Below are 9,475 nucleotides of genomic sequence, written 5' to 3'. Positions count from 1 at the left end.
CAACTTGTTCAGTAAGTTTTTGAATATTTAGAGGTGAAACCCATTTACCAAATGATGAAATTATTAGTGTATTCTTGTCCATGCGGTTATCCTTTACTATTGGATTTGGACAGGAACCACCTGTACTTCCATTGTAAAGGATTTTTTTATTGCCTGAACAAGTAATTTTTGAAGATTGTCAGTATTTCAAATCATTTGATTTAATTAGTGCAAAGCTAGTGATCTGAACTAAAAAACTAATATTTTCCAACCCTTTTTTGTAGGAACGATATACCCTAGTTACTGAAAAGACATTATTTTAATGTTAAACACGTTTTTTCGGTTTTGTTTAGCTATTAAAACTAGCCATTTCCAAAAAGTTATTTTTCATAATATAAAGGGAGTTAAAAAAATGAATCTATATAAAGCTATAAAATCTAAAAAAGAAAAGATTTCTGTGATCGGATTAGGATATGTTGGAATGCCTATAGCTGTTTCTTTTGCTAAGAAAGTTGATGTAATTGGTTTTGACGTTAATCGAAAAAAAATAGATCTATATAAAAATGGTATAGACCCTACAAAAGAAGTTGGAAATGAAGTAATCAAGAATACAATTGTGGAATTCACATCGGATGAAGCAAAGCTTAGAGAGGCAAAATTTCATATCGTAGCAGTTCCTACGCCCGTAAAAGAAGATCGAACACCAGATTTATTCCCGATAGAATCAGCATGTAGGACACTAGGTAACAACTTAACAAAAGGTTCTATTGTAGTTTTTGAATCTACTGTTTATCCAGGAGTAACAGAAGAAATATGTGTTCCAATTTTGGAAAAAGAATCAGGACTAAAGTGTGGATTAGACTTTAAAGTTGGATACTCTCCAGAAAGAATTAATCCAGGTGATCAAGAACATAGATTAGAAAACATTATCAAAGTTGTTTCTGGTATGGATAATGAAACACTAGATATCGTTGCAAAGGTATACGAGTTAGTTGTTGATGCTGGGGTCTATAAAGCGGAAAGTATTAAAGTGGCTGAGGCTGCAAAGGTTATTGAGAATTCTCAGCGTGACATTAATATTGCATTTATGAATGAACTGTCGATTATATGTAATAAAATGGGTATTGATACTAAGGCAGTACTTGAAGCGGCAGGGACGAAATGGAACTTTCTCAAATTCTTCCCTGGACTCGTAGGTGGACATTGTATCGGTGTTGACCCCTATTATCTAACATATAAAGCTGAGCAAATGGGTTATCATTCTCAGATTATTCTTTCTGGTAGAAAAATAAATGACAATATGGGTAAGTATGTCGCTGAAAGTACTGTAAAGAAAATGATTAAGGCAAATAAACAAATAAATGGGGCAAAAGTAGCGATCTTTGGAGTAACATTTAAAGAAAATTGCCCTGATGTTCGAAATACAAAAGTCATAGATGTGATTAAAGAGTTAGAAGAGTACGGGGTAGAAGTTAAAGTTGTGGATCCTTTAGCAGACAAGGAAGATCTATGGCGTGAATATAGAATAAATCCATGCGCTATGGAAGAGATAAAAGAGATGGATGCTGTAATATTTGCAGTTCCGCATGATGAGTTTAAAACTCTTCATTTAGAAGATGTAAAAAGGATGTTTGGCACAACTGGGTATATCAATTCAGAAGTTATCAATGAGGTAGCTGCAACATCTGAGACTGAAATAGATGTTTATGGAAATGATTGTGTATTAATGGACATCAAGGGAATGTTTAATCGAATAGAAGCAGAGAATACAGGTTTCTTATATTGGAGGCTATAAAATGGGTTATGAAGATATAAAGTTTCCAGAGGAAACTACATTTTTAATTACTGGGGTCGCAGGTTTTATTGGCTCCAATCTATTGGAAGTAATACTTAAATTAGGCTATAAGGTTAGAGGGCTTGACAATTTTTCCACTGGAACAAAAGAGAACGTTGATGCTTTTAAGGATAATCTTAATTTTGAATTTTTTGAGGGCGACATTCGTGATCTTGATACTTGTATGAAAGCTTGTGAAGGCGCGGATTATGTTTTGCACCAAGCGGCATGGGGGAGCGTACCAAGGAGTATAGAGATGCCTTTGCTATATGAAGAGATTAATATAAAGGGAACGTTAAATATGATGGAAGCAGCTAGGCAAAATAGCGTAAAAAAGTTTGTTTATGCTTCAAGTTCTTCAGTATATGGTGATGAACCGAATTTACCTAAACAAGAAGGCCGGGAAGGGAATTTACTTTCACCTTATGCTCTTACTAAGCTGGTAAATGAGGAATATGGTAAACTTTACACTAAATTGTATGGTCTAGACACCTATGGTCTACGGTATTTCAATGTGTTTGGAAGGAGACAAAATCCAAACGGTGTGTATGCTGCTGTTATCCCAAAATTCATTAAACAATTACTTAATAATGAACAACCAACTATTAATGGGGACGGTAAACAAAGTAGGGATTTTACCTACATTGAAAATGTAATTGAGGCTAATTTAAAAGCATGTAAGGCAGTTCATGAAGCTGCAGGTCAAGCATATAATATAGCCTATGGAGGAAGAGAGTTTTTAATAGATATCTATGTTCAGTTATTGGATGCATTAGGAAAAGATATTCAGCCAATTTTTGGACCTGAACGGAAAGGAGATATTAAGCATAGTAATGCTGATATCAGTAAAGCTAAAGAGCTATTGGGGTATGATCCTGAATGGAGTTTCGAGCGAGGGATTATGGCGGCAATAGAATGGTATAGGAAGAATTTGCAATAGACGCATTTATACATAAGCGTCATATAATCCCCGCCTATCTGGGGACTCTTGCTATGCTTTATTCAACTTTATTTGGGAGTTGGCATTCTTACGTGTGTACGGCCATGAAAAAGTGCCACCTCTGCCATATTTCAGAGCCACCTCGGACAGAATTCGGAGCCACCTTTGCCATCAAGAGAGCCACCTTCTGTATAATTGAATTTGCACGCTATTGTGCAAATTTACTATACAGGAGGTTTTTTTGTGATCAAATATCGTGAAATCCTGAGACTCAACGACCAGGGCCTCAGTAACCGCAGTATTGCTTCCAGCTGCGGTTGTTCAAGGAATACCGTAAGTGAAGTGCTAAATGATTACGGCCAATGAAATGTACCACTATCGACATAGTTCTTACCACCGAATGACAAAAAATGCACCAGTAAATGACAGACTGTTTACCACTTTGCCTTCTGTATAATTAATGAGCACACCTTCGGGTGTGTCATTATTATGTAGGAGGTATTTTTTGTATGATTCATTATCGAAAGATATTGGAATTACACGATGAGGGGATCAGTCTTAGAGGCATTGCCGCAAGTACAGGTAACTCTCGTCAAAAAGTAACAGAGGTCATCGTCCTGGCCGAAAAGAAGGGATTAGTCTGTCCGTTAGAGGAAGAAATGACGGATCAATGGATTGAGGAATTTCTCTTTCCCGAGAAGACTTCGGAGGCTTCTGGACGACAACCGTTGAACTTTGATTATATTCATGAAGAGTTGGCAAAGCCTAATGTGACGCTTTCGCTTCTCCATCATGAATACGAAGCTGAGTGTCGAGCGAATCAAAAGATTCCGTACTCGTATCGCAGTTTTTTGCGTCATTATAGCAAGTACGCAGACAAGTACAAAGCCACTTTGCGCATTCGCAGAAAACCAGGTGAAATCATGGAAGTCGATTGGGCGGGATCCACAGCCTTCATCATCGATAGAGATACTGGGGAGAGGGTAAAGGCGTATGTTTTCGTTGCGACACTGCCGTGCAGTCAATTATCGTATGCGGAAGCAACCTTATCGATGGATTCGCATTCATGGATTACTGCTCATAATCATGCGTATAAGTATTTTGGTGGCACTACACAAATTATAGTGCCAGACAACCTAAAAGCGAGCGTGACAAAACATACCACACGTGAATTGATCTTAAATTCTACTTACAGAGAAATGGCAGACTACTACAACACTGTCGTGATGCCTGCACGGGTTCGTACTCCGAAAGATAAGGCAAGCGTTGAAGGCTCTGTTGGTATTATCTCTACATGGATTATCGCAGCATTAAGAAATACACATTGCTTCAGTATCGATGAATTGAACGAAGAAGTTTGGAAGAAATTAGCTGAATTCAATCAGCGACCCTTTACTCGTAAAAAAGGGTGTCGTTTGTCAGCATTTGAAGAAGAGGAGAAATTTGCGCTTTCTCCTCTTCCAACCGCACCTTACAAAATGTCTGAATGGAAAACAGCGAAAGTACGTCCTGACTATCACCTTTCTGTCGAAAGCATGTTTTATTCTGTTCCATACGAATATATCAATCGACAAGTCGAGGTGAAACTTTCAGATGACCTCGTTGAAATCTTTTTCAATCATATGCGAGTGGCTTCTCATAAACGATTATATGGGAAGTTTGGTCAGTTATCCACTATTCGTGACCATATGCCTGATAATCATAAGTTATTTGTGGATCAAACGCCGGCAGCTGCGATTGAATGGGCTGAAAGTATCGGGTCATCAACCTTGAACGTCGTTCAATACATTCTAGATACTTCTCAAACAGAAAAACAGGCGTTACAGTCCATATTTTCGTTAAAAAAATCTGAGCGTCGGTACACAAAATATGAAATTGAACGTGCATGTAAAATGATTATTTCTATGACGAAAAGACCGACGGTCAAAAGTATTCAAACGATTTTGAAGAACAACAAAAAGAATGACGCCGAGCAAGAACTGAAACGTAAAACAGACATCAGCAAAAATAACTATGGCTTCACACGTGGAGCTTCTTATTACGGGGGAACAGATAAATGATGAATGAACAAACATTAACAAAATTACACGAAATGAAATTGAGTGGTATGGCGGAAGCCTATAAGGAACAAGCATTGAACAAAGAATTTCAAAAGATGAGTTTTGAAGACCGTTTTTGTTTACTCGTCGATTTAGAACATTCCCGTCGTAAAAGTAATAAGCTTCAACGTTTGATCAAAACAGCCACTTTTTTGAACTCAAATGCCTGTATTGAAGATATGGAATATCACGAGGATCGAAGACTAGATAAAGAGTTGATTTTAAAACTGGCCAGCGGTACCTATATCCAAGACAGTCACAATATCATATTGAAGGGCCCCACTGGTTCAGGAAAATCATTCTTAGCTACTGCTTTCGGGGTATCTGCTTGTCGCCAATTCTATATTGTCAAATACATTCGCTTACCGGAATTACTGGATGAACTGACACTCGCAAAATTGGCTGCAGACGGAAGCTATCGGAAATGCATCAAAAAATATACGAAAGTCGATCTGCTCATACTTGATGAATGGCTACTGACAGATTTATCAACAGATGAAGCAGCAATCCTACTGGAAATCACTGAAGCCCGCCATAAAGTAGCTTCGACTATTTTCTGTTCACAAATCGATCCTAGTGGGTGGCATTTAAAATTAGGGAATGAAACAATTGCGGAGGCTATTTTAGACCGCATTATCCATGACTCCTATCAAATCCTAATAGACGGAGACGTTTCTATGCGTGAGCGTCATGGATTAGGCGGAGAAGCATGATATGACAATTATGACGAGAAAGGACCTACAGGAAATCGAGGATTACTATTACTGGGTTGGTTACAAAAACTAGTGCCCGTTCCCTGAGGAACTAAAGGCAATGCTTTTGGGTGTCTATGGAGAGGAACCTTTCCCTCATAGCTGGACTGAGCAGGATATTTATGAAGGTTCCAGAAAAATGATCACCGATTACTTCAATAACGATTCTAATTAACTGATTGCTAAAAAAAGTCCTACAAGATTATTAAAATGTTAATCTGTAGGGCTTTTTTCATTCATTGGTACATACATTGGCGATGTATGGTAAATTCCTTGGCGGACATTGGTAAAAAACATGGCAAGGGTGGTAAAGTCTAGTGGCCGTAATCACTAAAAAAGGCGAAAGAACTAGAGGTCTCCTGGCCTTTAGAGAAAGACATCAGTGATTCTGAGCTTCAAACTATTCTCTTCCCCGAAAAGAACAAGTCGGATTTAAGGAAACAGCCGGACTGCGAGTTCATCCATAAGGAATTGGCTAAAAGCGGTGTCACGCTGTCATTGTTATGGCACGAATACTCGGAAGCGTGCAGGCAAAGACAGGAAATTCCGTACAGTTATCGCCAGTTTTGCCGTTTCTATCACAATTATGCGGCTGTGTCGAAGGCAACAATGCGGATTAAGAGGAAGCCTGGGGAAATCATGGAGGTGGACTGGGCTGGACAAACGGCATATCTCAAGGATTCCATCACAGGAGAGGCAATCCCGGCCTACGTCTTTATAGCTGCACTTCCGTGCAGTCAATATGCCTATGTCAAAGCCTTCCTGTCCATGGATACGGAGAACTGGATTACTGCCCATCTTCATGCCTTTGAATTTTTCGGCGGTGTCGCCCAGAAGATTGTTCCTGATAATTTAAAAACCGGTGTAACCAAAGCCTCATCTACGGATCCTGTCATCAATCGTACATATCAGGAGATGGCGGAACATTATCATACAGCGATCATGCCCGCCAGGGTCAGACAGCCAAAGGACAAGGCAAATGTAGAACGGACCGTCGGCCTCGTTTCAACCTGGATTATCGCTTCGTTGAGGAATGAGACATTCTTTTCATTGTCAGAATTAAATAAGGCTATAAAGGATAAACTGAACGAATTTAATCAAAAGCCATTCCAAAAGAAAAGTTTGCGCTGCTTCCATTACCGTCTTCTCCGTATGAGTTGGCAACCTGGAAGAAGACAACTGTTCAATACGATTATCACATAATATGTAAAGCTTTTCATATTATGTGAAATGGAAAGTTGAATGAAATGTAAAGCAGAGAGGAAAAAGTATTCGCAATAATGAGTAGTTAGCAAAACAACTTTACATTTCATCTATTTAAAATTGCTTAACACAAAGACTTCAGCCACGCCATCAAATTATCATCCTGTTTCCAGACTGGTAGTTTGGAGCTGTGGATCTCAGAGTATGCGGATTCAAAAGCTTCTCTTTTCATTTTTCCGTCGCACCTCGCATAGATTTCAGTAGTGGAAATTTCTTCGTGTCCCAGGATATCTCTAATATAAATTAGTGGAACTCCAGCCTGAAGCATGTGCATGGCCTTGCTGTGCCTAAAAGAATGTACTGACACTACATCAGGAATCAATGTTAGATTCAAATCTCTGACGTGGTTGACATACTTCTTCAATACATAAGATATTCCAGCACGAGTGAGTTTTTCTCCTGAACGATTGCAGAACAGAGGATATTGCTTTTGTGGCGCACCGTCCAGATTGTTCTCTGCCAAATATTGCTTTAGCAATCCGGCAGTTGGCTCCATCATAGGTACTATTCGTTTTTTTCGACCTTTTCCTGTTAAGCTTATGGTCCCCGGCTTTTGAAGGCGGATATCCCCGACCGTCAGGTCGGCAAGTTCCTGTACACGGGCTCCACTGTCATACAAAACGCTTAGTAGGACCAAATCCCTCCGACCACTCCTAGTTGTTGAATCCACGGAATCGAGAATGACCTTAATGCCATCAAGAGTTAGATATCCAATATTTCCGGTAGTTGTTTTCTTTAGTGGCATAGACATTATCTGTTGGCAAAGCAAAATATGTTCTGGTGCCACGGACTGAAGATATTTAAAGAATGCCTTAATCGATGTTAGGCGCTGATTACGTGTAGCTGCGCAACATCCTCGGTTTTCTTCTAGCCAATCTAAGAAGTCCGTTATTAGTTTTGTGGTCAATGTTTGGATTTTGACTTTTTCAACAGGTATGCCCTTTACATCCCTACAAAAGCCAAGCAACAGGGCGAAAGCGTCTCGTCTTGATGCAATTGTATTACTGCTAAGTCCCCGTGTTCCTGGAAGAAATTCCGACAGATATTTTGAAAGGTGATAGGACAGATCAGTAGGTGTCATGCTCCACCTCCGGAATTACATAAGAGCACAATGCATTCACTGCGTCCATGATATCGGGATATACTTCAGCTGTCATGCGTAAGTATTGACTAGTTGCCTGAATTGATTCATGCCCCATATATGTCGAAAGAATAGGAAGTGCCGCATATAAATCTACATTCCGTTTATCAGCTGCTTGTAAAGTATGGCAGGCGAAAGTATGCCGAACGTCGTGTATTCTTGGGCCGTTTCCTCTCCCGGCATGTGGTATCCCTGCTTGCTGAAGGAGTTCTCTGAATCTCAAATAAACATTATGGTGACTATATGGTGGACCAGTAATTCCAACAAAAAGATAGTCATTGGGGAAGTATCGAGGATGCATTACATCACAATATTGCTTTAGAACATTAAACATTGAAGTAGATAAGGGGATAAGCCGATCTTTGTTGTATTTTGCATTCTCTATCAACAAAATACCGTTAATCAAATCAACATGCTTCATTTGCAATTTGAGGGCTTCCATTATTCTCATACCAGTGCTATATAGGAGCCGGACTAAGACAGGCATTACCAAGTGCATCGTTGAACGGCGATTGGGAAAAATTCGATCGCTATATTTGATAATTTTATCAATTTCATCGTGAGTATATACATATGCAACATATTTAAATTTCCGACTTTTTTTATTTGTAATAGATACAGGGATGTAAGCATTATAGCCAATAGATATCAAATAAAGTGCGAATTGTCTTAAACAAGTTATTCTTTGTTCAGTGCCACTTCTTTGGTTTTCATGTGGTCTCTTTATACACCATGCATCTGATATTTCTTTTGTAAGGATTGGCTCTTTTAATCTAAACTCTAAACTAAATTCAGAGAAACGCCGAAGGTGTTGTTCTTCTTTAATATATTTAAATCCCATAGAACGTTTGAACTCAATAAACTCTTGGATCAACCCAGCAAACGGTCCTTTAAAATTGATGGTCATTTTGTAACACCTCCCATCCAAATATTACTGAGAGCAGGAACTTCCAGCGAATATTGTTGCAAATGCTGCAAATCAATTTTCAGATAGACTCGCGTAGTATCGGTGTTTTTGTGGGAGAGAGCTTCTGAGATAACAGGCAAAGGTGTATTATTATCCAACATCGCGCTTGCAAGACTTGCCCGTAGTGCATGTGGTCCGTGGCGCTTACCAGGCAGTAATGTAATATTAGCGTTTCTTAAGGTTGTCGATACAATACCGTGCAGAACAGAAGGTTTCAATGCGACAAACGGTATTTGCATACGAAGGAATACATGTTTATCTTTAGAATCGGGACGACCAAACTTAATGTAATCGATTATAGCCTCGCCAACTTCATTGAGTAATGGTAAAACAGCCGACACTCCGGTCTTTTTCACGATGAACTCTATAGTATCTGTCTGCCAATTTAGGTTGTCAAACGTCAAGCCACAGATATCTGAAGCACGCATGCCAAGTCTTTGAATATTGCAGATAAAATGAACCACTTATGCGAAGATTTGAGCCAGGCATGGCAGAAAATT

9 protein-coding genes are annotated in these 9,475 nt (G+C 39.1%); 6 read left to right on the top strand and 3 right to left on the bottom strand.

All coding sequences use genetic code 11. The features are described from left to right. Nucleotides 1-391 precede the first annotated feature (391 nt). The 6 genes from CU633_RS22150 to istA (CU633_RS22120) all read left to right on the top strand — a co-directional run bounded on the left by CU633_RS22150 (nucleotide 392) and on the right by istA (CU633_RS22120) (nucleotide 6,807). Entirely contained in the window at nucleotides 392-1,774 is a 1,383-nt protein-coding gene (locus CU633_RS22150) for a nucleotide sugar dehydrogenase (RefSeq protein ID WP_101662709.1), read from the top strand. A 1-nt stretch (nucleotide 1,775) separates the two neighbouring features. Further along, a complete protein-coding gene (locus tag CU633_RS22145; RefSeq protein ID WP_101662708.1) occupies nucleotides 1,776-2,753 on the top strand; it encodes an SDR family oxidoreductase in 978 nt (325 codons plus the stop codon). A 243-nt stretch (nucleotides 2,754-2,996) separates the two neighbouring features. Beyond that, a complete protein-coding gene (locus CU633_RS22140) occupies nucleotides 2,997-3,119 on the top strand; it encodes a helix-turn-helix domain-containing protein (RefSeq protein ID WP_219620987.1) in 123 nt (40 codons plus the stop codon). A gap of 143 nt (nucleotides 3,120-3,262) precedes the next feature. After that, on the top strand, nucleotides 3,263-4,813 hold the full coding sequence (gene istA / locus CU633_RS22135) for an IS21 family transposase (RefSeq protein WP_101662707.1): 1,551 nt from the start codon (nucleotides 3,263-3,265) through the stop codon (nucleotides 4,811-4,813). Then, complete coding sequence (istB, locus tag CU633_RS22130; protein WP_180955081.1) at nucleotides 4,810-5,565, top strand: IS21-like element helper ATPase IstB; 756 nt, start codon at nucleotides 4,810-4,812, stop codon at nucleotides 5,563-5,565. Before istA (CU633_RS22135) ends, istB begins: the two co-directional genes overlap by 4 nt. A 510-nt stretch (nucleotides 5,566-6,075) precedes the next feature. Beyond that, the gene (istA, locus tag CU633_RS22120) at nucleotides 6,076-6,807 is read left to right on the top strand and encodes an IS21 family transposase (RefSeq protein WP_219620986.1); all 732 of its coding nucleotides are present in this window, start codon (nucleotides 6,076-6,078) and stop codon (nucleotides 6,805-6,807) included. A 124-nt stretch (nucleotides 6,808-6,931) separates the two neighbouring features. Here the strand turns inward: istA (CU633_RS22120) and CU633_RS22115 are convergent, their stop codons facing one another. The 3 genes from CU633_RS22115 to CU633_RS22105 are packed head-to-tail and all read right to left on the bottom strand — an operon-like array spanning nucleotide 6,932 to nucleotide 9,403. After that, nucleotides 6,932-7,948: a site-specific integrase gene (locus tag CU633_RS22115; protein WP_101662706.1), complete on the bottom strand. Its 1,017-nt coding sequence runs from the start codon at nucleotides 7,946-7,948 to the stop codon at nucleotides 6,932-6,934. Then, nucleotides 7,935-8,915, bottom strand: coding sequence for a tyrosine-type recombinase/integrase (locus CU633_RS22110; protein WP_101662705.1), 981 nt, complete (start codon nucleotides 8,913-8,915; stop codon nucleotides 7,935-7,937). Before CU633_RS22110 ends, CU633_RS22115 begins: the two co-directional genes overlap by 14 nt. Beyond that, nucleotides 8,912-9,403: a tyrosine-type recombinase/integrase gene (locus tag CU633_RS22105; protein WP_180955080.1), complete on the bottom strand. Its 492-nt coding sequence runs from the start codon at nucleotides 9,401-9,403 to the stop codon at nucleotides 8,912-8,914. Before CU633_RS22105 ends, CU633_RS22110 begins: the two co-directional genes overlap by 4 nt. Nucleotides 9,404-9,475 lie beyond the last annotated feature (72 nt).

The organism is Bacillus sp. V3-13, assembly GCF_002860165.1.
Classification (GTDB): domain Bacteria; phylum Bacillota; class Bacilli; order Bacillales; family Cytobacillaceae; genus Bacillus_BJ.
The sequence above is the reverse complement of the archived record's forward strand: the minus strand, read 5'-3'. Positions and strand labels throughout refer to the sequence as shown.